We start from the raw sequence: 26344 nt of genomic DNA on the forward strand, positions 1-26344 counted from the left end.
CTGCAAACATGGAATAAGCCTTGTTTGCGGGTATTTCTCTCTATCCCATCTAATTAAAATATCTTACACTGTGTCAATTAGTTAGTTTCAAGCAAGGACAGTGTAAAGTGCTGAATATAATTCAATCAAATCGCATGGAAGCACTGCAAGCGCGGTTTCACGCTCTTCTTAAAGTTAATCCGCTAACGAGCCCTTTTAAAAAAGAAATTGTGCTCGTGCAGTCACCGGGTATGTCGCAGTGGCTAAAAATAGGTTTAAGTGAACACTTAGGGATTGCCGCTCAGGTTGATTTTCCGCTGCCTTCGAGTTTTATATGGCAGCTTTACCAACAATTATTGCCTGATGTACCCAGTGAATCACCGTATAACAAAGCGAACCTTGCTTGGAAGCTGTTTGCTATTTTACCAAACTGCATTGATGAGCCGCTGTACTTACCACTTAAAACCTATTTAGATGGTGACAGTGAAGGGCAAAAAACCTTTGCTTTGTGCGAGAAAATTGCCGACGTTTATGACCAATATTTAATGTATCGCCCCAATTGGATTGCCACTTGGGAGCAGGGCATCGATGAACTTGATGATGTTGATGTGGGCATTGCACCATGGCAGCCAGATCTCTGGCGTAAGCTGGTGGCGCACAGTAAAGAACTAGGGCAAAGCCAATATCACCGCGCCAATATGCAAGACAAACTCCTTGCAGCCCTTGAAGAAATGGACGCAAGCCTATTACCTGAGCGCATTACTTTATTTGGTATTTCTGCAATTGCGAGTAGCCAGCTTGAAGTATTTCAGGCCATTGCGAAAAAAACGCAGGTGTTTTTGTTTTTCTTTAACCCGAGTGAGCATTATTGGGGCGACACACTCGATGAAAAAACAGCAGCCAAGATTGCCGCTAAATATGCTAAACGCCCGCAGTTGCAAGCGCTTGAAGACAGCGCTAAAAACCCTGATCACGAGTACTTTTTTATTGGTAACCCGTTACTCGCGTCGTGGGGTAAATTAGGCCGAGACTATTTTGAACAGTTACTGCAACTAGATGCGCAGTGGCTTGACGGATTCGATAACGAGTTTGATCAAAGCTTGTTATCGCAAATACAGTCAGAAATTTACCAATTAGCTTTTAAGGGTGAGTCATTAACGCCTGATAAAGAATGGTTTATTAATGACGAAGGCAAGTTGCCAATTCAGGCAGACGATACCAGCATTGTGCTGAGCGATTGTCACACGCCACTTCGTGAAGTAGAACGACTACATGATTACTTACTCAATTTATTCAATGAAAATAAAGCGCTAACACCAAAAGATATTATTGTAATGATGCCAGATGTTGGCACATACAGCCCGTATATTGAGGCGGTGTTTGGTGGTGCCGAAGGGCGACGTTTTATTCCTTATGCGTTAGCCGATTTAGCGATAGAGCAAGAAAAACCAGTACTTAGCTCGTTTGCTAGTTTAGCCGATTTACCTTACTCACGCTTTGGTGTGTCTGACATTCTTGATTTACTGCAAGTCACACAAATTGCCGAGAAGTTTAACCTCGAATCCCATGAATATGAGCAAATTGGTTTTTGGCTTGAGCGTGTTGGCGTTAAATGGGGCTTAGATGCAGCCCACAAAGACAGTTTTGGCTTACCCGCGATAGATTTAAATACCTGGCAACATGGCTTAAACCGCTTGTTATTAGGTGTTGCACAACGTGATGAGCAATTGCCGTTTTCGGGGATTTACAGCGCCGATGAAGTTGAAGGTATGGCACTGAATACCTTAAATAAACTTATTGAATTTATTGATGTACTGGCCCGTTATAAAACTAAGTTGCAAGCTGATGCACCGCTTAACGAAAAGGCAGATATTCTAAAAGAGTTATTAAACGATATATACAGCGATGAAGGCGAACAAAGCTGGGATTTATTAGTGCTGCAAAAAGTGCTCGATACATTGATTAAGCATTATGACAATGGCGATTACCAACAAGCCGTTTCGCAGCGTATTGTGAGTTACTTGGTTAAACAAGGTATTCAAGAAAAAGGCGTAGGGCAGCGCTTTTTAGTGGGGCAAGTAAACTTTTGTACGTTGATGCCAATGCGTGCGGTGCCATTTAAAGTGGTGTGCATGCTAGGTTTAAATGATGCAGATTACCCGCGTACCGTTCAGCCAATCGGTTTTGACTTAGTGCCTTTCTCAAAACGCCAAAAAGGCGACCGCTCTCGCAAACTTGATGACCGTTACCTGTTTTTAGAAGCGATTTTAAGTGCCCGTGAGAATTTATACATCAGTTATATTGGCCGTTCTTGTTTTGATAACCAACCAAGAATGCCCTCAACTTTAGTGAGCGAGCTTTTGGAATACATAGCCCGTAGCTTTGAGTTTGCTGATCAAGACACTCACTTAAAGCTACCAGAGGCGCTGATTAATTATCAGCACTTACAGCCATTTAACCCGGCTTATTATCTGACCACTAACAAAGAAGGTAATAAAAGCCAAACTGATGACGAGCAAAAAGCAAACAAACAGTTAGCCACACAATTACACAGCTATAACCCTGTGTGGATGCCAACTCAAGCTGTTAACCCTGAGCCACAGAAAGCGCTTAGTGTACAGCCAGAAAGCAGTGTTGAGTTAACTCAGTTTATTCGCAGTATTTGCCAGCCGCACGAGAGCTTTTATCAACAAAGTTTGGGTTTACGCTTACCGCAATTTAACGATATTGCTAAAGATGAAGAGCCATTTAGTTTAGACGCATTACGCCGCTACTTTTACCTTGACGAAATTCTCGAAGCGAGCATTCAAGAGCTACCGCTTAACAAAGCGCAAATTATGCAGCGCGGTGAATTACCTCAAGCCCATGTTGGCGATCTTGTGTTTGAAAGTATGCAGCACCGAGTTGATGCGCTTGCTGGGCAAGTAAAAGCGCATATTCAAGGTGATGAAGCATTACCCGTTGAAGTAAATATTAAAATAGCCAATACCACACTAGAGGGTTGGTTAAATCATATTTATGGTCAAAAACAGGTGTTTTATCGCACCGCCAGTATTAAAGCAAAAGATGTAATTCGTGGCTTTGTGCATCATTTAGCGGCGCAAATAATGGGTCAGCCAGTCGAAACCCTTATTCTTGGTTTAGACAAGCAAATTAGTTTTTCACCCTTGTCAGAAGACGATGCCCGCAAGTATTTAAACGATTGGTTCTCGCTTTATGAAACGCTTTTAACTCGCCCAGTGGCGTTTTTTCCGGTCAGTGGTTACGAGTACATAAAAACAGATAAAGACATGGTTAAAGCAAACAATAAATTCGCGCCGCAATACATAGGCATAGGTGAAGGTGAAAACCCATACATTCGCTTAACCATTAAAAGCCTTAAAGACTGTGAAGAAGAGTTTATAAAATGGAGCGAGCTGCTGTTATCGCCAATTGTTGAATTAGCACAGGAGGCAGATCATGCAAACGCTTAATCCAATGAGTATGGCGCTGTGTGGGCAAAGCCTTATTGAAGCCAGTGCCGGTACAGGTAAAACCTACACCATTACAGGTTTGTATTTACGGTATTTGTTGGGCTTACAAAAAGCGACTGGTGAAGATGAACAATTAAATACGCCTCTAAGTGTTGAGCAAATACTGGTGGTGACTTTCACCGAGGCCGCAACTCAAGAAATTAAAGACCGTGTACGGGCGCGTATAATCAATGCCAGAGATGCACTGCTTGGTAAAAAGCCCGATGATGAGCTGATTGAGCAAGTAATTAACGAGGTGACTGACAAACACGCCGCATTTGATTTGCTAGACGCCGCGGCAAAGTCGATGGATGAAGCCGCTATATTCACTATTCATGGCTTTTGTCAGCGAATGCTGAAACAACATGCTTTTGAATCAGGGGTGGCGTTTAACTTAGAGTTTATTTTAGATGAGCGTGAGCTTATTCAAGAAACCCTTAATGACTTTTGGCGTGCTTTTGTTTACCCACAATCGAAAGAGCGCACGCAAGCAATTACCGATATTTTCCCTGTGCCTGCGTCACTGTACTCACAGGTGGTGAGTTTACTCAATAAACAAGGGGCAACAATTACCCCTGAGTATAACCTTGATGAAATATGGCAAGCGCGCGACAACTTTGTGGCAAAAGTACCAGCATTTAAAACGGCGTGCCGTGATAGTGAATTTATTAATGCCGTAAAAGCGTCTGATTTAAGTGGCTCAAAAACTCCAGGTCGAAAAAACAGCCTTGCTGCGCTTGAAGAGTATATAAACAATGATGAGCTATTTTTTGTATTTGGTACCAGTAAATACTCGTTCGAAGTGTGGAGCACAGAGAATTTAAGCGACCCTGCAAATTATAAGAAAAACGGCAGCTTGCTGAGTCATGCAATGCTGGCTCAGTTTGATGAAATGGCTGAACTGAGTAGCCTTATCAATAACGGATTGAATATTGCGATAGTGCAATATGCTGCTAAATGGGTGGCAAGTGCATTAGCTAAACGCAAGCAAGAGCAAGGCGTTATTACTCCAGATGACTTACTGAGTAATTTGCATCAAGCGCTTTTAAGTGAGCAAGGCCAAGCATTAAGTGAAAAAATTGCCGCTTTATTTCCGGTTGCCATGATTGACGAATTCCAAGATACCGACCCAGTTCAATATGGCATTTTTAGCCGTATTTATGGCAATAAAAACACCACGCTTGCCATGATAGGTGACCCTAAACAGGCTATTTATGGATTCCGTGGTGCAGATATTTTTACTTATATTGGTGCAAAACAAGCTGTTTCAGAGGGCAAGCAATACACCCTAGATACCAACTACCGCTCAAGTGAAGGGGTTGTTGATAGTGTAAACCGCTTATTTGCTAAAAATAAAAATAGCTTTATTTATAACGATGCGATCCCATTTCAAAAGGTCAATGCCAAAGGAAAACAGCAAGAAAAAGCGTTTTTAATAAACGGTGAAATGCCAAGTGCGTTTGAATTTTCGGTTTTTGTTGATGAATACGCCGAAGCTAACAACAAGCCAACCAGCAAAGGGGTTGCTCAACAAGCATTGGCTTTGCAATATACGAAAAAAATCACTGAACTACTCAAGCAAGCTAATGCAGGCCATGCGACTATTGCAGGAAAACCTCTCACGGCCGCTGATATCTGTGTGTTAGTGCGTGACCGAAACGAAGCACAGTTGATGAAAACAGCACTGGCAGAAGCCGCCATTGCCAGCGTGTATTTATCCCGTGATAGTGTGTTTAACCAAGAGCTTAGTCATCATTTACTGAACTTTTTAACGGCATTGCATGGACAGTATGATGAATCATTACTGCGTGGTGTACTAGCAGGGCCATTGTTTTGTTTAAGCTACAACCGTATTTATGAGCTTCACGAAAATGAAAGTGCATGGCAAGAACATCTAAACTTTTTTGCTCAGCTTGCCCACATTTGGCATAAACAAGGCGCAATGGCGATGCTAGAGCGTTTATTAAGCCATAATCAACTTGCAGCGCGCTGGCAAGGCTTAGGCTACAACGTTGAACGCTGGCTCACCGATTTCCGTCATTTAGGTGAAATCTTACAGCAAAAGCAAATTGAGCTTGAGGGCACCCACAGATTGCTGCGTTGGTTTGCGCAAAAAGTCAGTCAACAAGATGGCGAAGCGGTGCAAGTTCGCCTAGAAAGCGATGCTAATTTGGTGAAAATTGTCACCATGCACGCCTCAAAAGGCTTAGAGTACCCGATTGTATTCATGCCGTTTGCCTGCGGTTATCGCGAAAGCAATGAAGCCCTTTACCATAAAGACGGTAAGCTGATTTATGACCTTGCTAAAAGTGACGACGCAATGCAAAAAGCAGAGCAAGAGCGCTTAGCTGAAGATTTACGCTTACTTTACGTAGCATTGACTCGTGCCGTGCATTTTTGTTCTGTGGGGATGTATAACATTGCCCAAGGTCGCAGTGCTCGCCCTGGTATTCAAAGTACCAGCATTGGCCACGTATTATTTGCAGGGTTAGAGATTAAATCGGGCGATGAATGGCGCGCGTTGTTACAACAATTTTGTGAAGACTCTGCGCACATGTACTATGAGGCGTTTAGCCAAGCAGATGAGCTAGAAAAGTTAACATTTGCTGGTGCAGACAGTGAGCAAGCCTATCAAGTTAATACTGTAAAAGCAGACATTCAGCGTGATTGGCGCTCAACCAGCTTTAGTAGCTTAACGCTGAAAAAGCATACTGATCATATAGAGCTTGGCCGCAGTGATGAAGACCACGAAAAAGATGAGTTTTTACCCCAAAACGCCAATGCTTTAACTCCTTACAGCTTCCCTAAAGGGGCAAAGCCAGGTAGTTGTTTGCATGAAATATTTGAGCAATTAGACTTTACTGACCCTTATGCGTTAAAGCGTCCAGCCACTGAGCAAGACGACCACGCACTAGATAAAGTGATCAAAACGTTATTCGAAAAATACCATATTGACGATAGCTGGCAGGAAATGACCGAGCAGTGGATCCTTGCTGCACTGAGTTGCCCATTAAACGATAAAGGGCTTAGTTTATCAGTACTTGAGCCCGATACCTGTTTGGTCGAAATGGAATTTAACTTACCCTTGTTATCACTCTCAAGCGATAAGCTTAACCAGGTTTTAGTTAAACATTTTAACTTACCCGGGCAGCTTGATTTTAGTGAGGTGCAAGGCTTACTAAAAGGCTTTATAGATTTAATATTTTGCTGGCAGGGTAAGTATTATATTCTTGATTATAAATCGAACTTTTTAGGCAATAGTGCGGCTGACTACCAACATGAGCAACTAGAGCAAGCCATGACCAGTCACCAGTATCATTTGCAGTATTTGATATATACCGTGGCATTGCACCGCTTATTAAAACAACGTATTCAAGATTACGATAGCGATACGCATTTAGGCGGTGTTTACTACACCTTCTTACGTGGTATGAGCGAAGGGCAAGGGGTGTATTTCAATCAGCTAACAAAACAGCAAATAACTGAGCTTGATAGCTTATTCGCACAAGGAGCCATGCTATGAGTCAAATGACATTCGGCTTTGATTACCATGAGCCAAACGAGCCAATGAATAAGCAACCACAGCAGCCAGCACAACATGCCCAAAGCGATTCAGTGTTACCTGCCACAGAGCTTAAAACGCAGCCTTTACTGAGTTATTTACTTGAAGCAAAACGTATTCGCTTAGTTGATGTGAAACTAGCAGAGCTATTGACTGGCACAGAAACAGTAGCCGATTCACAATCGTTGATAGAGAATAACAAAGCAGCGCATAGTGAGGTTTTTTACCTGATTTTATTGCTTGCGGCCGCGCAGCAAAGTCAGCACAGTTGTTTAGAGCTCGTGAATATAAACTGGCAAAACCCGTTTGAAATTAAACAGCAAAGCCTAGCTGATGCCAGCATTGCAGCCCCTGAGGTTTTAACCCCGTTTGCGACAGAATTTGGCCTTTCTGAGGCCGTTAATAAACTAATGAATGCTGAGTGTGTCGGGGACGACAAACCACTGCTATTGTTTGCGAATAAACTTTACTTTGCCCGATTGGCAGAGTACGAAACCACACTGGCTTCGCGTTTACATCATTTAGCAACGAAAGAACTCACACTTGATGAAGCCGAATTAACCGCATTACTTGAGGTGTATTTTCCTAATAGTGAACATACAACAAACCCAAGCGATCCTATTAAAACATTAAACTGGCAAAAAGTAGCCTGTGCAATTGCTGCAACAAAAGGCTTTAGTGTGATCACTGGCGGCCCGGGTACCGGTAAAACCACCACGGTAACTAAGCTACTAGCCATATTACAATCTTTGTATGCCAGTGCGCCGCTAACAATTAAGCTGGTTGCACCGACAGGCAAAGCAGCAGCGCGTTTAACCGAGTCGATTTTAGGGGCAAAGCAAAAGCTCAGTATGATCCCTAATAATATCGCGCCACTTATTCCTGACAGTGCGCAAACGATTCACCGTTTACTGGGTGTTATTCCGCATACCAATAAGTTTCGCCATAACAAGCGTAACCCGCTGCATTTAGATGTACTGATCATTGATGAAGCATCAATGGTTGATTTGTCACTTATGGCAAAACTCATCGAGGCATTACCGAGCCATGCAAGGCTTATTTTACTCGGTGATAAAGACCAATTAGCCTCGGTTGATACGGGCAGTATTCTTAGCGACCTATGCCAAGGGCTAGAGCTTGGCAAAATGCCTGATTACAGCAGTGAAAGAGCAGCGCAGCTTAATCGCGTTTGTTTTAATAATCAGAGCGAAATACCCGCGGCAAGCAGTCATTTTGTACTTAACGATTGTATTGCGTTTTTACAGCAAAGTTATCGTTTTGATGGCAGCAGCGGCATTGGTCAATTAGCTCAAGCTGTAAATACCAATAACAGTGGCTTACTGGGCTATGTTGAGCAAACGATTAATCAAGGTGGCTTTAAAGACCTTAAACTTAATTACAGCGTAATTAGTAAACCGATTGAGCAATTTGTGCAACAAGCGGCGTTGCAATATCACGATTATTTGCAGCTTATCCAGCAAGGGGCAAGTGTTGCCAGTGTGCATAGATCATTTGCGCATTATCAGTTGTTAGCTGCAGTCAGAGAGGGCGATTATGGTGTAAATAGCCTTAATCAGCGTATTGAAAAAGCACTGGCTCAACAAGGTTTAATCTCGCCATATCAAAGGCATTACGTGGGTATGCCAATTATGATCAGCCAAAACGACTACCAGCTAAAACTGTTTAATGGCGACATAGGTATTTTAATGCACGATGAGCAAGGTCAGTTAAAAGCCATGTTTGTTGATGAACAAGAAAATATTCGTGCCTTTTCGCCCGCACGCTTACCAGCTCACGACAAAGTGTATGCCATGACAATTCATAAGTCGCAAGGTTCTGAATTTGCTTACACAGCAATGATTTTACCACCAATAAAACAGGCTAATCAGGGCATTAATAGGCAATTGGTTTACACGGGTATCACCCGCGCGAAAACCACATTTGAGCTGGTGGCAGATAAAAATGTATTGCTTATGGCAATGAATAAATCTGTTACTCGTGCATCGGGTTTATACGATAGGTTAAAACATGAAGCTAGTTAAAGTAACGAGTGATCAACTCAACGAGTTAATGGGTTGGTTTAACTCAGAGGCTGAACTGCGTATTTGGTCTGGGCCATTTTTTAATTACCCATTTGATACGCAAAGCTTTAAAAATGATTTAAACCTAGATGCGCTGAATTCCTACGCGTTGGTTAATGACGAAGGCCAGATGTTAGGGTTTGGTCAATACTATCTACGTGAAGGTCGTTGCCATTTAGGACGGCTAGTTATCGCGCCAAGTGAGCGAGGCAAAGGTCTTGCGAAAGTGTTGATAAATTTACTAGGAGAGCAGGGCAAACAGCAGTTGCAGTGTGATAGCTTGTCGTTGTTTGTATATACCCATAATACCCTTGCTAAAACAACTTATGAAAAAATGGGGTTTATTCAAACCCAATACCCCGCTGACATGCCACTCGATGGTTGTATTTATATGACCTGCTAAGAGCGTTTAAAGCTGCTTTTACGAAACAGATTAGGTTGCCAGCCAAAGTGTATGGCGCCTAATCGTAAACATACAGTCACCGTAAATGCGCCAATAATGCACCAAATATAACTCACCTCAAGGGTGAATAAAGCCGCGTAAGTTAACCCGCCAGATAAGCAAGCGGTTGAATAGAGCTCTTCGCCCATTACCAGAGGCACTTCTCTACAGATCACATCACGCATCAGGCCACCAAAAATACCCGTGGTCATGCCCATGGTGATGGCAACAATCATATCTGCGCCACCAATCAGTGCCTTTTCGATACCAATAATGTTGAAAATAGCCATCCCTACAGCATCCATTAATAGCATGGTGGTGTTACTTAAATCGGGTAAGTGACGAATTGATAGAATAGACGCGAATATGGCTATGTAAGTTGCGTACAAATAATCGGGCTGAGCTATCCAAAATACCGGTTTGTTAAGCAATATGTCTCGAAGTGTTCCACCACCCAAGGCGGTAACTGTGGCAACAACCACCACACCAAAACCACCAACACTTTTTTCATGGCCCAGCAAGGTGCCAGAAATAGCAAAAAACGCTACACCGATAATGCTTAAAAAATGAAAGTATTCTGATGTCATGGGGCTTCCTTACCTGTTTATAGTAACTAAACCCTAGCAAAATGAACTTTATTGATGCTGAACAGCTAAGAAAATAGGGCGGGTAGTGATGTCACCCGCCGGTAAGAAAATAATTATTATTTTAGGTAATCAACCACTAATTGCGTCATTGCATTTACGCCAAGCTGTAAGGCTTTTTCGTCTGCAAAAAAGTGTGGTGAATGGTTACTTGGTGCTGTGACTGCATCTTGACCTTTTGGTGTGACACCTAAGAAAAAGAACATGCCTGGTGTTTCTAAGGCGTAGTAACTAAAGTCTTCGGCACCTGTGATAAGTGGCGTTGTGATCAGGTTTTCTTTGCCAACCACACCAGCAAGAGTTGGTGTCATTTTCTTGGTTAATTCAACATCGTTCACTGTTACTGGGTAACCATGGTCAATGTGAACATGTGCTTCTGCGCCACCTGATTCAGCTACCATCTCAGCGGTTTTAGCTAAACGTTTTTTAATGTCAGCACGCATTTCTTGGTCAAAGGTACGAATTGTGCCAACCATTTCAACTTGATCAGGAATGATGTTGTTACGCACACCGCCATTAATGGCACCAAATGAAACCACAGAAGGTGCTTTGGTTACATCAACTTGGCGTGAGGCAATAGTTTGTGTTGCCATAATAATTTGTGATGACGCCACAATTGGGTCAACCCCATTCCAAGGGCGTGAGCCGTGAGTTTGGCGACCTTTTACTGTGATTGTAAATTTGTCGGCGCTGGCCATTAGCGGCCCTTCACGAAAACCAATTTGTCCGGTATTAAGTGAACTGGTTACGTGTAAACCAAATACGGCTTCTGGCTTTTCTTTAAATAAGCCTTCTTTAAGCATAAGCTCTGCACCGCCTTCTTCGCCATCAGGAGCACCCTCTTCAGCAGGTTGGAAGACAAACAGAATATCACCCGCGAGCTCTTCTTTAATTTTTACTAAAGACTCAGCGGCTGCCATTAAAATAGCCACATGGTTATCATGACCACAGGCATGCATTACGCCAACGGTATTGCCTTTGTACTCTGTTGTTTGAGTTGACGCGAAAGGTAAGTCTACTTGCTCTTTTACAGGTAGTGCATCCATATCTGCACGCAGCGCAATAAGCGGGCCTTTTTTGCCCCCTTTAAGTTTGGCAACCACACCGGTATGAGCCACACCTGTTTGAACCTCAAGGCCTAACGAACGTAAATGCTTAGCCACGTATTTGGCTGTTTCAAACTCACGGTTACTAAGCTCTGGGTATTGGTGTAAATGACGGCGCCATTTAATAACTTTTTCGCTGACGCTTTTATTGGCAGATTTAAGTTCAGTATTAACATCACTCGCAAATGCAGGGGTAGAAATAGCACTGAGAAGTAGGCTGGTCGAAAGTAGTTTGTTTAACATCCCGTATCCTTTTATTATTTAGATATCCAAACAACCTGTGAAACGCTGAATTCTGCATTTTGAGGTGGCTTGGATATATGCACACTACACCAATGTAAAGGATAAACACTTGAATGAACAATACCTTTCGGTAATTAACCAAGACAAATGGTTTAAAAATCGCACACAATTATTTAGGGACAAGCTAGTAAAAAATGCTAAATTAATCACCTTAAATGCGGGTGATGCATTGTTTTTGCGTGGTGATGAAAATACCGGTCTGTATTGTGTTATTAATGGTGTGCTTAGAGTTTCTGGGGTCAATAGCCAAGGCAAAGAAGCCGTGCTCAGTTTTGTAACCGGTGCTATGTGGTTTGGTGAAGTGGCTTTGTTTGATGGTGGTAAACGCACCCACGATGTGTATGCTCAAACTGCGGTACGACTTTTACACGTACCTGAGCGGGCATTAACTCAGTTATTACAAGAGCATCCTGCTTATTGGCATGATTTTGGTCTGCTGCTTACCAATAAAGTGCGAAACCTGTTTGACTCATTAGAAGATCACGCACTCCTTACAGCAAAGCAAAAGGTGAGTAAGCGGTTATGCATGCTTTTTCAATCGTCACACCAAAGCTGTTTGCCGCTTACCCAGCAACAACTTGCCGATATGACTTATTTAACACGGCAAACTATTAATCAAATATTACAATCTCTGCAAGCTGATTCAATTATTAATCTTAAATATCAATCGATTGAAATTATTGATATCGATAAATTGCAATCTCAATGCTAGTTTGGAACTAAAATTGCTACAAAGTTGTAATCAAGCTTAAATGGAAGACAACTTGTGGCAATTACATTTCATAATCAATATAACCCTTATCACGCTTCGGCTGCTGCTAAGCTGTCGCAAACGGCTCGCACTGAGGGTGTGAAAGCCATGCATACGCCAGCATCTTCAGCACAACAACTTTTACAAAAGCAGCCTGAGTCCAGCTCTTTTTTAGCACAAGCTCAAGAAGCTTTGGTTTATCAGCGGCTCGGGGTTGATAAAGAGAAAATTGATGAAATAAAAGCGCAAATAGGGAAGCTTGCTGAACAAATGCAACAACAAGGTGCCGATACTAAAGCACTGCAAGAAAAAATGAATGAGCTGCAAGCGATGCTCGATGAAGAGTATCAAAAAGGTCGCGAACGCATGGATATGCGACCAGAAGCTGAAAAAGGCAAGGTTATTGATGCGCTGGTTTAATGTGTGAGTTTAAGCTAGCAACTTTAAATGTCGTCTAGTTGACATTCTTGGCGGTGAATTTTCTGCTAATCTGAATTTTGAACACAGTTTTGGCAGGAAAAACAATGAAAACATTAAAACAACAACTGACAAATTACGCCCTCTATCACCGTTCTAAACGCAATATTGTCACTCACTTTATCGGCATCCCATTAATTGTGTTTGCAATTATTTGTTTATTGCAACGCGTCACGCTTATCTCAGAGCCTGCTGTTATCTCCTTGGCAACCGTGGTAATTGCGCTCACCTGTCTTTATTACTTAATGCTTAGCTTATCTTTGGGGTTAATTATGGCTGTATGCTTAATTTTGTTAAGCATTGCTGCTGAGCCTGTGGTGTCGCTTTCAACAGAGTTATGGCTAGCTGTGAGCATTGGCAGTTTCGTTGTTGGTTGGGTGTTTCAGTTTATTGGTCACTATTTTGAAGGTAAAAAGCCAGCCTTTGTTGATGATTTAATTGGTTTGGTCATAGGGCCGTTATTTGTATTAGCAGAGTTCTTGATTATGCTTGGTTTTTATAAAGATATTGCTGATCATATCGAACAACATGCAGGGCCTAATAAAGCATAACAACAATAATAAGGAACACACATGCAATTAAATGGTAAAACAGTTTGGGTTACTGGGGCATCTTCTGGAATTGGTGAGGCACTTTGTGAGCAATTGGCGGCAAAAGGGGCAACGCTAGTACTGTCTGCCCGTAATGAGGAAAAACTCAACGCTCTTAATACAAGACTCGGCGGTAATCATCATGTGGTCGCCCTTGATTTGGCAAAGCCCGAAGCCTTACTTGAAGATATGCCAGCAGTGATCGAGCGAATTGGCCGCATTGATGTGCTTATCAATAACGGTGGGGTGTCGCAGCGTAGTCTATTTTTAGAAAACGAATTTACGGTTTATCGCCAACTGATGGAAGTAAACTATTTTGGTTTAATTGCTTTAACTAAGGCGGTCGTACCACAGATGGTGAAGCAAGGTATGGGCATGGTGGTATCAATTAGCAGTGTAGCGGGTAAAGTCGGTTCAAAATTCAGAACTGGTTATTCGGGCTCTAAGTATGCAGTTGTGGGCTTTATGGATTGCTTAAGGGCAGAACTAGCCGACAAAAATGTGAATTGCCTGACTATTTGCCCGGGTTCAATTAAAACAGCCATTGCGCATAATTCGTTAGATGGCCAAGGTAAACCGCAAAATAAGCCCGAGGAATCAATCGAAAACGGCATGGATGTGGCAAAAGCGGCTGCAAAAATGATTAAAGCCATTGAAGCCGAGAAAGATGAAGTTGTTATTGGTGAAGGAATAAGTGGTTTAGCACCGACTATCAAGCGTTTTTTCCCGGGCTTTTTTAATCGCCTCACAGCAAAAATGAATTACCGATAATCCATTGTCATTTGTTAGCGAATGATTCTCAGTAAACAATGCGCAACTTGGGTTGCGCATTTTTTGTACCAAATGGTCGGATTATTATCACTTTAATCGATAAAAGGCACTAGTTTGCTATGGTTAAACGGGGATGGATTAGCATACAATGGGGTAAAAGTAGTCCAAACAAGAGAGAACAACAATGGCCGCATTTGGTACTGTATTTATGCCACAAATGATCCAAGCACGTTTTGCTGATAACTCATGGAGTGAAAGCGCGCTGGTCCCATCTGATAAAATCGAATTACATGCAGGTGCTCACGTATTACATTACTCAAGCACCTGTTTTGAAGGATTAAAAGCATTTCGTCACGAAGATGGCTCGGTCTATATCTTTCGTATGGATGCTAACATTGCGCGTATGAAACAAAGCTCTAAGTTACTTAACTTACCTGACTTTGACGAAAGCATGCTTGAGCAAATGATCAAAGACATTGTAAAAGAATACGCAGACGAAACACCAACACCGCCGGGTTCAATGTATATTCGCCCAACTCACATTGGTACAGAAGCGGCAATTGGTAAAGCGGCTGCACCGTCAATGAGTTCCTTGCTTTATGTATTGCTTTCGCCAGTAGGTGATTATTTCTCAGGCGGTGCTACAGCATTACGTGTATTACTTGAAGAAGACGGCATGCGCTGTGCACCACACATGGGAATGGTTAAAAGTGGTGGTAACTATGCAAGTGCATTAGGTCCAATTTTAGAAGCTCGCTCAGAGCATCAAGCAGACCAAATTTTATTCTGCCCTGGTGGTGATGTACAAGAAACTGGTGCTGCAAACTTCATTCTAATTGATGGTGATGAGATCATCACAAAAGCACTTGATAGCACATTCTTACACGGTGTGACGCGTAATAGTATTTTAACGATTGCGAAAGATTTAGGTATGACTGTATCTGAGCGTAACTTTACTGTGTCTGAGTTACTAGAAAGAGCCGCTAAACCAGGTACTGAAGCTGCATTATCGGGTACCGCTGCGGTACTGACGTCGGTTGGCACGCTTACTCATAACGACCAAGAGTTTAAAGTGGGGTCAGGTGAACCAGGTGAGAAAGTTGCTAAATTACGCCAAGCATTGAATGATATTCAATGGGGTAAATCAGCAGATACTCATGGCTGGTTAACAAAAGTATAATCGCTGAGCAAATACATGCTTTGAAGAGCCACGTTACTACGTGGCTTTTTTGTTTTTACATTGGTTTACAGCACTTCCTGTGTTTAACCGCAAATTACTAGACATTCTAATGCTTTAATTTTACTTTCATTTTATTAACAATAACTAAAAGTAAATTTATTATGATCAAGAAAACACTAGCATGTGCAATTGTTGTTGCATTGGCGGGCTGCGGTGAATCTACCCCAACAAAAACAGAACAAACAGTGAAAACTGCAGAGGTTAAAGCTGCTGTGAAATATCCAGAAACTAAAAAAGGCAATGTTGTTGACGAGTACTTCGGTGAAAAAGTAGCCGATCCATACCGTTGGTTAGAAGACGATATGAGCGACGAAACAGCCCAGTGGGTGAAAGCCGAAAATGACGTTACCTTTTCTTATCTAAAAAATATTCCGTATCGCGATGAGCTAAAAACTACGCTTGAAAAGTTGATGAACTACGAAAAAGTCACAGCGCCATTTAAAGAGGGTGAGTACACCTACTTTTATAAAAACGATGGTCTGCAAAATCAGTACGTAGTTTATCGTAAAAAAGGCGACTCTGAAGCTGAGGTATTCTTAGATCCAAATACTTTCAGTAGCGACGGCACAACCTCAATGTCGGGCTTAACATTCACAGAGGACGGCACGCTAGCGGCTTATCAAATCTCTGAAGGCGGCAGTGACTGGCGTAAAATTATCATTATTGATACAGCGACTAAACAGCCGATTGAAGAAGCATTAGTCGATGTAAAATTCAGCGGTATCTCTTGGCTTGGCAACGAAGGGTTTTATTATTCGAGCTATGATAAGCCTAAGGGTAGTGAGCTGTCTGCAAAAACAGATCAACATAAAGTTTACTACCATAAGTTAGGCACGGCACAAGCAGATGACCAATTAGTTTATGGTGGCACAGAGGCACAGAAACATCGTTATATTGGTGCTGATGTGACCCGTGATAATCGTTATTTAATTATTGCTGCAAGTACTTCAACTTCAGGTAATAAACTGTTTATCAAAGATTTAACTAAGCCTGACAGCGAGCTAGTGACGATTTTAAATAACACTGACTCAGATACCTCAATTATTGATAATGACGGCTCAAAACTGTATTTGGTGACTAACTTAAACGCACCCAATATGCGTGTAGTGACTGTTGATGCAACTGATCCAAGCCCTGAAAATTGGCAAGATTTAATCCCTGAAACTGACAATGTACTTAGCATTTCGAAAGGCGGTGACTACTTCTTTGCTAAGTATATGGTTGATGCGATTTCGCAAGTAAAACAATACGATAAATCAGGTAAATTGGTGCGCGACATCAGCCTGCCAGGTGTAGGTACTGCATATGGCTTTAGTGGCAAGCACGATGCACAAACACTGTATTACTCATTTACGAATTACACTACACCAGGCAATACCTACTCGTTTGATGTTGAATCAGGTAAGTCTGATGTGTACCGCAAGTCGGGCGCTAAATTTAATAGCGAAGAATATATCTCTGAACAAGTGTTCTATACATCAAAAGATGGCACCAAAGTTCCGATGATTATTTCGTACAAAAAAGGCACTGAGCTTAACGGTAAAAATCCGACTATTTTATATGGCTATGGTGGCTTTAACGTAAGTCTAACACCAAGTTATAGCCCTACAGTAGCGGCGTGGCTTGAGCACGGTGGTATCTATGCTGTTGCTAATATTCGTGGTGGTGGCGAATATGGTAAAGAATGGCATGTAAATGGTACACAGCTTAAGAAACAAAATGTTTTTGATGACTTTATTGCTGCGGCTGAGTACTTAAACGAAAAACAATACAGCTCACCTGATTACTTAGCGGTACGTGGTGGCTCAAATGGAGGCTTGTTAGTTGGTGCGGTTATGACACAGCGCCCTGAGCTATTTAAAGTTGCGCTTCCTGCTGTAGGTGTTTTAGATATGCTGCGTTACCACACCTTTACAGCCGGTGCTGGTTGGGCGTATGACTACGGTACGAGTGAACAAAGTAAAGAAATGTTCGAGTACTTAAAAGGTTACTCACCAGTTCATAATGTAAAAGAGGGTGTTAGCTACCCAGCAACCTTAGTAACAACAGGGGATCATGATGACCGTGTTGTGCCTGCGCATTCATTTAAGTTTGCAGCAGAGCTACAAGAAAAAGGTGCGAAACAAAATCCGTATCTGATTCGCATTGAAACAAATGCAGGCCATGGTGCAGGAACACCAACAAGTAAGATTATTGATCAATACGCAGATATTTATGGCTTTACCCTCTACAACATGGGTGTTAAATCGCTATAAGGTAATGTATATATTACTTAACTAAAATTAAAAACGCCGAGCTTAGCTCGGCGTTTTTGTATCGATCAAGCGAATTGATATTATAAATCGATACCCAATGCGAAAATCATTTTGTAATCTTCTTTTTCTGGTACTACACCGTTTTCATCGGCAATCGGGTCGGCAAGGTAATCCCAAACTAATGACACATCAAAATCGATATCATCTGTGATTTCAAATTCAAACGCAGCCAAAGCATATTGTGAGTCACCGCCAGCATCACTGCTTGCAGTTAGGTAGCGATAATTTAATGAAAAATCGATTTTCTTGGTGACTTCTAACTCATAATTTGTAGATATAAACCAAGACATTGACGAATTACTCTTATCTTCCCCTGCAGCTACTGTATCGAATTGAGTCTTTTGGTACGCGGGACCCGCTGTAAAATCCCATTCTGTTTTGTCGGTATCTATCACATAATAACCAACACCGGCGCCGACAGTGTATTTATTGGCGATATTTTGGAACGGGTCACGATAGTATTCGAAGAAAATAGGGCGATAATACATTTTTTGTGTGTAAAACCAGTCAAATGTACCGTTAGCACGAATATTGTTTTTAGTCACTTGATCATCGCTGGTGGTGCGATAGCCTAAAATCTCAGATAAAAATCGACTTGATGCAGTTCGGCGTTTTATGTCAGCTTTAACAGAATACTCTGTTTGGTCAGTATTTCCACGGGCCAAATCTGCACCCATGGATAACTTTACAGTCCATGCACTGAGTTCGCTTTCAACTGAGGGAGCAATTGAGACTAAATCGCGATAACGGTATTTAGCGTCTTGTTCGCCAACTTTTACATAACCGCCCGATATATTAAGTGTACCACTGAGCTCATTACCATCGTTAAAGCGAACCGTATGATGGCGATCTGAAATAATCATATAGATATCTTCGCGATCAATCATTAATGTATCAAGAATGTCGCTGTCAAACTCAACTTCTTTGTCGTACAAAGAGACAAGCTCGCCTTTGAGCCATTCGCCAGAATTAAGCCGTATCCAATCAAAGTGGGTGGCATCTTTAATTATGATTCCGCGCTCTTCGAGAAGCGGATCTGGAAGTGTTTCTGCGCTATAGCAAGCAAATGAACTTGCAACAGCTGCACTGATGAGCAGGTATTTTTTGAGCATTATTTCAATCCATGTTAAATAGAATGCATCTAAAGAAGTGCGATTATTTATTAATAACCTGCTTAATTTTAGAATACTATCAAATAGTGTTCAAAAATTACTTAAGCAGATGGCAAAAACAACCGCTGATAGGTTTTGTAGGCGTATTCGTCACTCATTCCTGACAAATAATCACAGATTATGCGCATCGCATTATCGCCTTGTTGGTTCGCATTTAGCCACATTTCTTGCGTTGTTTCTGGTAATAAGCGCATTGGGTCGCTGGCAAAAGCACTAAATAATTCAATCAGCAGGTTTTGCCCTTTAAACTCCACTTGCTGCATCTTCGGCTCACGAATTAAGCGTTTAAAAACAAAATGTTTTAGCACGTTAAGAATTTCGGCAAATTCATCTGGAAGACTCACCGTGTACTGTAATATTTCAGATTCGAAATCTGCGTTTTGTACAACTAACTGAGCGTTAATAATAAAGGTGTTTACCAACTCACCAATGGCGTCTTTACGCTCATACTCGTGATGAGAAAAGAGTCTGGCGGTTATCGAGCTTAAATGAGTGGTTAGCCACGCAGAGTCAAGCTCTTGTAATTGTACAAGGGCATGATTTTGCCAATCAGCCAGCGTTAAAACCTCTGTAGCTATGGCGTCTTCTAAATCGTGAACGGCATACGCAATATCGTCAGCTAATTCCATAATTGCTGAGTCTATCGATTTATAGTGGGTTTTGGCTCTAAATTCATCAACCTTATAATGACTGCTCAGCAGTGCTTTATCGTTATTAGACAGTGGCTCCATGATCCAGTCGAAAATATCTTTATCGTCGGTGTATAACCCCTTAGCTGGTCGCCAATGGTCAGCTTTAATAAAGCTACGCTGCTCGCTCAAAGGTGGAATGCTGTGCCACAAATCATCAATGAAGGCTGGATATTTAATAAAACCTAACAAGGTGCGCCTGGTTAAGTTCATGCCATAGCCATTTGAATAGGGCTCAAGCTTAGAGACAATTCTAAGTGTTTGCGCGTTACCTTCAAAGCCACCATGATCGCGCATCATGTAATTTAATGCTATTTCACCACCATGACCAAAAGGAGGGTGGCCAATATCATGAGCAAGGCATAAGGTTTCGAGTAAACTACCGCTAGGAAAATTCGTAAATTCAGGGTGCTGCTTTTTCAAATGGCGTAATAAACCACTGCCAATTTGGGCAACTTCTAAAGAATGAGTAAGACGAGTTCTATAAAAATCATTTAAGCCAATACCCATAATCTGAGTTTTGGCCTGCAAACGCCTAAATGCTGCGGCGTGTATGATTCGAGAGCGGTCAACCTGCCAAGCTGAGCGGTTATCGTTTGGACGATATTTTTGTTGATTAATAATGCGAGCTTGCCAAGATTGGCACATAAAAATAACCTTCCTATTCCTTGTTTGCTTACTTTTCAGTATACGCAAGCGCTTGAAAATTGCGAGCAAACTACACTGTTACGTCAATAGTTTGTCCCTTTTATGGGTGGTTTTATAGTGCTGAATTCGCTAAAAATCATCTGCTTTGGTATACTTCGCCTTTGTGTGTGCGTGAGTTAACCGCACATGAGTAGTAGTTTATTTGAGAGAATACATGCTTAAGTACGTTTTTCGAGCTTTATTAACCGCTTTTTTTGCATGGGCGTTATTTTCGCCATTTATCGAAAAAGAAGTGACAGTTGAAGAATCTGAACAAACTCAGAGCACGCCTACCGGAACCCAGCGCGTAATCAAAAAAGAAAAACCATTACATAATGTAAAACTGCCTGACTTTGCAGCATTTACTGATGTAAAAGAAAAGAAACATGCTTTTTTTGATTTTATTCGCCCACATGTTGAGGCCGAAAATAAAAAAATTTTACAGCAGCGAGCTAAACTAGAAATTGCGCGCATGATGCTTGAGTACAATGAGCCGCTTACGAGCAAGCAAAAGTCAGATATTAAAAAAATTCTTACCAGCTACAAGTTGCCTAACACTATTGACACTTTATCGCTTACCCAAGCACTACGTCGAGTTGATATCATTCCTAAAGAGCTTGCGCTAATGCAAGCAGCAAATGAATCAGCATGGGGCACGTCACGCTTTGCACGGATTGGTTTAAACTTTTTCGGTCAATGGTGTTACAAAAAGGGTTGTGGCATGGTTCCTCGTCGCCGTGCTAACGAAGCGGCCCATGAAGTGACAGCATTTAAATCGGTACGTGCTGCTGTAAGCTCATATTTTAAAAATATTAATACCCATGCTGCGTATAAAGATTTACGATTAATTCGTGCCGATTTACGTCGCCAGCAAAAACCTATAGAAGCAACCAAGTTAACACAAGGTTTGTTATCATACTCTGAGCGCCGTGAAGCATATATTGATGAATTAAACACTATGATAAATCAAAATAGAGCTTACTTTGATGAATAAACTCCTTCCATGGTTAAAAGCAGCAACCATCGCGGTTGCGCTGGGTACAGTTGCAACCAAGGCAGCTGCAACTGAATTTGTTGTTGCCTATGATGGCTTTTATGATCGTTTAAAAGTCGTGAATAAAGGCGAATTTCAATACGCTCAAGTTAACTTTTATTTGTCTGATATTGCTAGCAACGAAGTATGCACAATTAAATCAGGTAAAATAATTACAGAAAAACAAGAGTTTGACCTAACTTATACAGATAAGGCTCAACTACTTTTACCATTCGATAAGCAGCTTGATACAGATAAAGCCGTAATAGTTGTTCAACCAGAAAATCCAAAACATGAATGCCAATTAAAGTTACAAATTGAAGCGACTGATTTGGCAGATTTTGAACTCAGTAAAGCGAACTTATATACGTTAAATGAAGAATTTGACGAGCTGTTATCTGATTTGTCGGGCTTTTTTGTCAGCAAATTAATGTGGTTTTTGCTGCCTGAACAACAAGGTGTTGTACTTAAATTTAATGGCCAAGACGCTATCTCGGCAAATGGGGTTAGCTGTAAAGAGCAGCGTTGCTCAATAAAAGTAACAGATGACTGGCAAGACGATAACACAGTGTTAAACAGTCATGCTGAGCTTATCAGCGCCACACCTTGGATTGTTAAATAACGGACTATATACTGCCAAAAATACGTTTAAATATAGACAAAAGGGACCTTATATAGGTCCTTTTTTGTTGTTAAACAGATAGTTATTTTGTCTCTTTTTTCAAAAGTTTATATCAGCATTTAGACGTATGAGCAAAATTGTAAATTCATCGTAGTTAGTACAATTACTATGACTGTTTCTTTGCTCTAAATTATTCCCTTGATTCATATTTTTCCTAACTATTTGTATTGCTGTGTATTTAAGGTTCAGTGTGTTTTGAAACATAGAAATAGTCGGAATGTATTAGTGTTCTCTGATTGTTTTTTATTATAGAAAAAAGACTTGATTGTATATTGCTAGCCTGATCTTTACTTAATTATTAAGTGCTAACTTTCTATTTTTAAATGAATTTTTAAGGAATGAAAATATAGATTTAGATCAAGTTACTTAGCTATAACTGGCTTAAAGTAAAACTATAAAGTTCTCAATATAGGTAGTTATAGTTTAATAGGAGTCGTTATGCAGACAGTCAATGTCGAACCTGTATCAGTAAAACAGCAGAATTTATCCGAACACAATGCTAAACAGGATGTGGTTTTTGATCTAGATGTTAAAAACCCAAGCTTAAAGTGGAATGCTGACGGTAAATACCCGTATAAACGAAAAATGGACGTGATTGAATACGAGCGCCATAAACACGAATTGCAAATCGAACTTTTAAAAATGCAAGGCTGGGTAAAAGAGACCGAACAACAAATTGTGATTTTATTTGAAGGTCGAGATGCGGCAGGTAAAGGTGGCACTATAAAGCGTTTTATGGAGCATTTAAATCCTCGCGGGGCACACGTGGTAGCCTTAGAAAAGCCAACTACTAGAGAGCGAGATCAGTGGTACTTCCAGCGTTACATTAACCACTTACCTACTAAGGGTGAAATCATACTTTTCGATCGTTCTTGGTATAACCGAGCCGGTGTTGAGAAGGTAATGGGGTTTTGCGATGATCACGAATATTTGGAGTTTATGCGTCAAACACCTCAACTTGAGCGTATGTTGGTGAATAGCGGTATTAAGCTATTTAAATATTGGTTTTCGGTCAGTAGAGAAGAGCAATTTAGACGCTTTAAATCGCGCCAAAACGACCCACTCAAACAATGGAAGCTAAGCCCAGTTGATATGGCATCACTGGCTAAATGGCATGATTATAGTGATGCCAAAGATGCCATGATGTTTCATACCCATACTAAGGATGCACCTTGGACACAAATTCGATCTGACGATAAAAAGCGCGGGAGAATCAACTGTATGCGCCACTTCTTAAGTTGTTTAGATTACCCGGAGAAAGATCACGATGTAGTAAATTGTGTCGACTCGCTTATTGTTACCGAACCTACCCGCATGTCTATACGCCAGTGAAGGAGAATACTATGCAAAATTCACAGTCAGTATTTGAGAAACGTCTTGCTAAGCTCGAAAAAATTCTTGAAAAGAGTAAAAAAGAAGTGGCAAGAACCACTGAACTTGCAAAAGATGCAGCACTAAAAGCACAAGCAGCTGTAGAGTGTGCCAGCGAAGCTGAGAACCTAGCTGAAAATGCTAAAAAGCGCTTTAAAGCAGCAAAAAAGCAATTAAAAGAGGCTAAAGTGTTAAAAATTGCGCAGAAAAATGCGTCGAAAAAATCGGCTATAAAACGTGCCAAACGATTGGCAAAGAATAAAAAAGCTAAAACTAAAAGCGCTTAAAGTTAACAAAGGGCACATGGCTATTGTGCCCTTTGTTTTTATTAAGCGTATCGCTGGACATTTTTACGATTCTCGATATGCTAAATGTCAATTTTTCAGGGACTTAAAAGCATCTTAATGAAACCTTTAGCGTCTATTTTTGTTATTTTACTGCTATGTTCAGCGTGTAGTAGTCATTCACTTATCAACCAAGAAATGCAAACTAAGTTGCAAGGCTCATGGCAGTCTACAAATAGCCCAGTTTGTGAAGCTAATTTTCATACCGTAGCTTTCAAAAACAACACATTAGAAATCTCATATGACGAACAGGGCTATATTTCTGAGTCTGAAGCGAGAAAAACCTTCGTTTATAATATTCTCTCAGCAGAGAAAAATTTAGTCCGTGTGCAGCTTGAAAATGAAACTCGCTTAGATAAAAAAGGCAACCCAGTTGTTTGGCATCTTAAGCCACTTAGAAATGATAAATACTGCTGGGGTAGAGATGACTGGCCTGATCTTGCTTGTACAGCTTCCCGTTATAAATGCACAGTAAGCAATTAAGATGATCTCAAAAGAAGTCGCTAGAATTGTGCGTGTTGATCATGCAGGTGAATTTGGGGCGATAAGCATTTATAAGGCTCAGTTATTTGTCGCTAAGTTTTTATATCAAGATATCTCTGTACAGCTTAAAGAAATGCTAAATCATGAAATCGAGCATTTCAAAACTTTTGATTGTTGGTTAAAGGAACATAAAGTACGGCATTGCCACGCAATCTGGTTTTGGTCTTTGGGTGGTTATTGTTTAGGTTTGATTACTGCTTTATTTGGCCGTAAAGCAATTTGGGTGTGTACAGAAGCCGTTGAATCAACGGTTCTTCATCATCTAGAATGGCAATTAAGCTATTTAGAGAAAAATAATAAAAGCGCATATCAAACGGTACTAAGCATTCAACAAGATGAAATTGAACACCAGAACCTAGGCAAAGTGAATGGTTCAAGTTCACTTTATTATTCACCAATCAGATTAGTCGTTAAGCACTCCACTAAATTTGCTATTTGGCTTTCGACTAAGTTGTAAAACTAAAAAATAAGGATAATTAAATGAGAGTTTGTTTGCTGATTTTGTTTTCGTTGCCATTTATCGTGTGTTCGGCTCAGTCTGAGCCAAATGCAGAATTAGAATTTGAACGGTACTATAATGCATTGAAAATGGATGAAATCTTCAATGGCCTTGGTGGTATTGTAGAGGTCGATACAAAGCAAATATTAGCAGATACACTAAAAGATTTACCTGAAAGTCAAAAGCAATTGTTGATAAATGCGATGGGGACATCGGTATTGGCAGAGCCAACAGACATGAGTGCCGCCAAGATGGCTTTTAAGCTTAAAATTCTTAGTTTATTATCACCACAAGAGCTTAAAATAGCAGCAGATTTTTATTCAACAAATATTGGTTTAAAAGCGCATAGAGCCATAATCGAGGCGGAAGTAGCTGCTTCGAACGTTTTAGATTAATTGTTGTTTCATATAAATTATTTAGTAAATCCAGAAAACACCACTTAACCTGTTTTAAATATAAATAACCTGAATCCTTAACCTTCATTCCCAAAGCGCTGTGCTGTACGTGGTATCTCAACGAGAGAAGCGTTTTAATTATCCCACGCTAATCATTTCAACTCGCTCAAAAAGTCCGTATAATCCACGCCGAACTTTTTACTATGAAACATGGCTTACTAAAGCCTGTATGAGCAGAGCAAATGAATCAAACTGATACTAGAAAAGAAACTCTTGAATTTAATAAACTTCAAAAGCGTCTAAGAAGGCATGTTGGTACCGCGATTACTGATTATAACATGATCGAAGACGGTGATGTTGTTATGGCATGTATCAGTGGTGGTAAAGATTCTTTTGCAATGCTAGATATTTTGCTTAATTTACAAAAAGCAGCGCCGATTAAATTTGAAGTGATTGCTGTAAACCTTGATCAGAAGCAGCCTGGTTTTCCTGAGCACATTTTGCCTGATTACTTTGAGACGCTAAATATTCCGTATTACATCGTCGATAAAGATACTTACTCAGTAGTAAAAGAAAAAGTACCAGAGGGGAAAACTACCTGTGGTCTGTGTTCACGACTTCGTCGCGGCACACTTTATTCATTTGCAGAAAAAATTGGTGCAACCAAACTAGCGCTTGGTCATCACATGGATGATATCGTTGAGACAATGTTCTTAAATATGTTCCATGGTTCACGACTAAAAGCGATGCCACCAAAATTGCGCTCTGATGATGAACGTAACGTGGTCATTCGTCCGTTGTCATATTGCCGTGAAAAAGATTTAATTAAATACGCCGAGCACAAAGACTTCCCGATCATTCCTTGTAATTTATGTGGCTCACAAGAAAACCTGCAGCGTCAATCAATCAAAGCCATGCTGACAGAGTGGGATAAAAAAACTCCAGGTCGTGTTGAGAGTATCTTTAAGTCTTTACAAAATGTTAGCCCAAGCCAGCTTGCAGACAGAAACTTATTTGATTTTGAAAATTTACCACTTGATAGAGAAGGCAATCGTGAAAGCTATGACTTTAGCGAGGCGGTGGTCTCATCAACAAACATTGATGAATCATTATTTATTGATGTAACAAATATATAAAACTCTTAAACTGTATATAT

The 26344-nt window shown here is 40.9% G+C and carries 21 protein-coding genes and 1 pseudogene; 18 read left to right on the forward strand and 4 right to left on the reverse strand.

Going from position 1 to position 26344, the window contains the following annotated elements:
- Positions 1 to 107 precede the first annotated feature (107 nt).
- From recC to L1272_RS12670, 4 genes are read left to right on the forward strand one after another with little or no spacing between them, the layout of a single operon-like run.
- The gene (gene recC, locus L1272_RS12655) at positions 108 to 3452 is read left to right on the forward strand and encodes an exodeoxyribonuclease V subunit gamma (RefSeq protein WP_235373562.1); all 3345 of its coding nucleotides are present in this window, start codon (positions 108 to 110) and stop codon (positions 3450 to 3452) included.
- Complete coding sequence (recB, locus tag L1272_RS12660; RefSeq protein ID WP_235373563.1) at positions 3439 to 7014, forward strand: exodeoxyribonuclease V subunit beta; 3576 nt, start codon at positions 3439 to 3441, stop codon at positions 7012 to 7014. Before recC ends, recB begins: the two co-directional genes overlap by 14 nt.
- Positions 7011 to 9095, forward strand: coding sequence for an exodeoxyribonuclease V subunit alpha (recD, locus tag L1272_RS12665; RefSeq protein WP_442961837.1), 2085 nt, complete (start codon positions 7011 to 7013; stop codon positions 9093 to 9095). Before recB ends, recD begins: the two co-directional genes overlap by 4 nt.
- The gene (locus tag L1272_RS12670; RefSeq protein WP_235373564.1) at positions 9082 to 9537 is read left to right on the forward strand and encodes a GNAT family N-acetyltransferase; all 456 of its coding nucleotides are present in this window, start codon (positions 9082 to 9084) and stop codon (positions 9535 to 9537) included. The genes recD and L1272_RS12670 overlap by 14 nt, the downstream gene beginning before the upstream one ends.
- On the opposite strand, the gene L1272_RS12675 is transcribed toward L1272_RS12670, so the two are convergent.
- Positions 9534 to 10163, reverse strand: coding sequence for a trimeric intracellular cation channel family protein (locus tag L1272_RS12675; RefSeq protein ID WP_063704772.1), 630 nt, complete (start codon positions 10161 to 10163; stop codon positions 9534 to 9536). The genes L1272_RS12670 and L1272_RS12675 overlap by 4 nt on opposite strands.
- 116 nt (positions 10164 to 10279) lie before the next feature.
- The gene (locus tag L1272_RS12680; protein ID WP_166339371.1) at positions 10280 to 11569 is read right to left on the reverse strand and encodes an amidohydrolase; all 1290 of its coding nucleotides are present in this window, start codon (positions 11567 to 11569) and stop codon (positions 10280 to 10282) included.
- A gap of 109 nt (positions 11570 to 11678) precedes the next feature.
- On the opposite strand from L1272_RS12680, the gene L1272_RS12685 reads away from it, so the two are divergent.
- The 6 genes and pseudogenes from L1272_RS12685 (at position 11679) to L1272_RS12710 (ending at position 17713) form a co-directional block, all read left to right on the forward strand.
- A complete protein-coding gene (locus tag L1272_RS12685; protein WP_235373565.1) occupies positions 11679 to 12341 on the forward strand; it encodes a Crp/Fnr family transcriptional regulator in 663 nt (220 codons plus the stop codon).
- Positions 12342 to 12395: 54 nt separating this feature from the next.
- Complete coding sequence (locus tag L1272_RS12690) at positions 12396 to 12800, forward strand: hypothetical protein (RefSeq protein WP_235373566.1); 405 nt, start codon at positions 12396 to 12398, stop codon at positions 12798 to 12800.
- A 104-nt stretch (positions 12801 to 12904) separates the two neighbouring features.
- Entirely contained in the window at positions 12905 to 13408 is a 504-nt protein-coding gene (locus tag L1272_RS12695) for an Mpo1 family 2-hydroxy fatty acid dioxygenase (protein WP_235373567.1), read from the forward strand.
- Positions 13409 to 13429: 21 nt separating this feature from the next.
- Complete coding sequence (locus L1272_RS12700; RefSeq protein ID WP_054561314.1) at positions 13430 to 14218, forward strand: SDR family oxidoreductase; 789 nt, start codon at positions 13430 to 13432, stop codon at positions 14216 to 14218.
- 178 nt (positions 14219 to 14396) lie between these two features.
- Positions 14397 to 15398 (forward strand): annotated as a pseudogene (locus L1272_RS12705) (branched-chain amino acid aminotransferase); the annotation flags it as partial.
- A 161-nt stretch (positions 15399 to 15559) separates the two neighbouring features.
- Positions 15560 to 17713, forward strand: a complete 2154-nt coding sequence (locus L1272_RS12710; RefSeq protein WP_235373569.1) for a prolyl oligopeptidase family serine peptidase — start codon at positions 15560 to 15562, stop codon at positions 17711 to 17713.
- A gap of 80 nt (positions 17714 to 17793) precedes the next feature.
- On the opposite strand, the gene L1272_RS12715 is transcribed toward L1272_RS12710, so the two are convergent.
- On the reverse strand, positions 17794 to 18885 hold the full coding sequence (locus L1272_RS12715; RefSeq protein WP_235373570.1) for a DUF481 domain-containing protein: 1092 nt from the start codon (positions 18883 to 18885) through the stop codon (positions 17794 to 17796).
- Between the two features lie 101 nt (positions 18886 to 18986).
- Positions 18987 to 20282: an anti-phage deoxyguanosine triphosphatase gene (locus tag L1272_RS12720; protein ID WP_054553041.1), complete on the reverse strand. Its 1296-nt coding sequence runs from the start codon at positions 20280 to 20282 to the stop codon at positions 18987 to 18989.
- Between the two features lie 214 nt (positions 20283 to 20496).
- Between L1272_RS12720 and L1272_RS12725 the strand changes: the two genes are divergently transcribed.
- From L1272_RS12725 to ttcA, 8 genes are all read left to right on the forward strand, one after another.
- The gene (locus tag L1272_RS12725; protein WP_054553042.1) at positions 20497 to 21315 is read left to right on the forward strand and encodes a glucosaminidase domain-containing protein; all 819 of its coding nucleotides are present in this window, start codon (positions 20497 to 20499) and stop codon (positions 21313 to 21315) included.
- The gene (locus L1272_RS12730) at positions 21308 to 21976 is read left to right on the forward strand and encodes a DUF2987 domain-containing protein (RefSeq protein ID WP_235373571.1); all 669 of its coding nucleotides are present in this window, start codon (positions 21308 to 21310) and stop codon (positions 21974 to 21976) included. Before L1272_RS12725 ends, L1272_RS12730 begins: the two co-directional genes overlap by 8 nt.
- Positions 21977 to 22474: 498 nt before the next feature.
- Entirely contained in the window at positions 22475 to 23368 is an 894-nt protein-coding gene (gene ppk2, locus L1272_RS12735) for a polyphosphate kinase 2 (RefSeq protein ID WP_235373572.1), read from the forward strand.
- 11 nt (positions 23369 to 23379) lie between these two features.
- Entirely contained in the window at positions 23380 to 23694 is a 315-nt protein-coding gene (locus L1272_RS12740; protein ID WP_054553044.1) for a hypothetical protein, read from the forward strand.
- Between the two features lie 117 nt (positions 23695 to 23811).
- A complete protein-coding gene (locus tag L1272_RS12745; RefSeq protein WP_235373573.1) occupies positions 23812 to 24234 on the forward strand; it encodes a hypothetical protein in 423 nt (140 codons plus the stop codon).
- Between the two features lies 1 nt (position 24235).
- Complete coding sequence (locus L1272_RS12750) at positions 24236 to 24751, forward strand: demethoxyubiquinone hydroxylase family protein (protein WP_054553046.1); 516 nt, start codon at positions 24236 to 24238, stop codon at positions 24749 to 24751.
- Positions 24752 to 24774: 23 nt separating this feature from the next.
- Complete coding sequence (locus L1272_RS12755) at positions 24775 to 25188, forward strand: hypothetical protein (RefSeq protein WP_235373574.1); 414 nt, start codon at positions 24775 to 24777, stop codon at positions 25186 to 25188.
- 242 nt (positions 25189 to 25430) lie between these two features.
- Positions 25431 to 26324: a tRNA 2-thiocytidine(32) synthetase TtcA gene (ttcA, locus tag L1272_RS12760; protein WP_054553048.1), complete on the forward strand. Its 894-nt coding sequence runs from the start codon at positions 25431 to 25433 to the stop codon at positions 26322 to 26324.
- Positions 26325 to 26344 lie beyond the last annotated feature (20 nt).

The organism is Pseudoalteromonas sp. PAST1 (assembly GCF_021532515.1).
GTDB classification, from domain to species: domain Bacteria; phylum Pseudomonadota; class Gammaproteobacteria; order Enterobacterales; family Alteromonadaceae; genus Pseudoalteromonas; species Pseudoalteromonas simplex.